1 rRNA gene is annotated in these 1,329 nt (G+C 54.6%); it reads left to right on the plus strand.

The features are described from left to right. Window positions 1-44: 44 nt before the first annotated feature. A 23S ribosomal RNA gene (locus G8767_RS35045) occupies window positions 45-1,329 on the plus strand; the annotation flags it as partial.

Raw genomic sequence — 1,329 nt, forward strand, 5'->3', positions numbered from 1 at the left:
TTGTGTGTTGTTTGAGAACTGCACAGTGGACGCGAGCATCTTTGTTGTAAGTAATGAAGAGCGTACGGTGGATGCCTTGGCACCAGGAGCCGATGAAGGACGTAGGAGGCTGCGATAAGCCTCGGGGAGCTGTCAACCGAGCTGTGATCCGAGGATGTCCGAATGGGGAAACCCAGCACGAGTGATGTCGTGTTACCCGCGCCTGAATATATAGGGCGTGTGGAGGGAACGTGGGGAAGTGAAACATCTCAGTACCCACAGGAAGAGAAAACAACCGTGATTCCGTGAGTAGTGGCGAGCGAAAGCGGAAGAGGCTAAACCATGGGTGTGTGATAGCCGGCAGGTGTTGCATTCGTGGGGTTGTGGGGTTCATTTTGTCTGTTCTGCCGAGCAGGCCAACAGTAAGAAATCACAGGGTTAGTGGAAGTGGTCTGGAACGGCCTGTCGTAGAGGGTGAGAATCCCGTACACGAAAACTTTGTGACTGTTGTAATGGAAACCCAAGTAGCACCGGGCCCGTGAAATCTGGTGTGAATCTGTCGGGACCACCCGATAAGCCTGAATACTCCCTGGTGACCGATAGCGGACTAGTACCGTGAGGGAAAGGTGAAAAGTACCCCGGGAGGGGAGTGAAATAGTACCTGAAACCGTGCGCTTACAATCCGTCAGAGCCTTCGAGCAGTTTACTGCTGGGGGTGATGGCGTGCCTTTTGAAGAATGAGCCTGCGAGTTAGTGGCATGTCGCGAGGTTAACCCGTGTGGGGTAGCCGTAGCGAAAGCGAGTCCGAATAGGGCGATCGTAGTGGCATGCTCTAGACCCGAAGCGGAGTGATCTACCCATGGCCAGGTTGAAGCGACGGTAAGACGTCGTGGAGGACCGAACCCACTTAGGTTGAAAACTGAGGGGATGAGTTGTGGGTAGGGGTGAAAGGCCAATCAAACTCCGTGATAGCTGGTTCTCCCCGAAATGCATTTAGGTGCAGCGTCGCGTGTTTCTCACCGGAGGTAGAGCTACTGGATGGTCTAGGGGGCCCACAAGCTTACCGAAATCAGCCAAACTCCGAATGCCGGTGAGTGAGAGCGCGGCAGTGAGACTGCGGGCGATAAGGTTCGTAGTCGAGAGGGAAACAGCCCAGATCGCCAGCTAAGGTCCCTAAGCGTGTACTAAGTGGAAAAGGATGTGGGGTCGCGAAGACAACCAGGAGGTTGGCTTAGAAGCAGCCACCCTTGAAAGAGTGCGTAATAGCTCACTGGTCAAGTGATCCTGCGCCGACAATGTAGCGGGGCTCAAGTACACCACCGAAGCTGCGGCATTCACGCAATAGCCCCC

It is taken from the genome of Rhodococcus sp. IC4_135 (assembly GCF_011602025.1).
Taxonomy (GTDB): Bacteria; Actinomycetota; Actinomycetes; order Mycobacteriales; family Mycobacteriaceae; genus Rhodococcus_F; species Rhodococcus_F baikonurensis.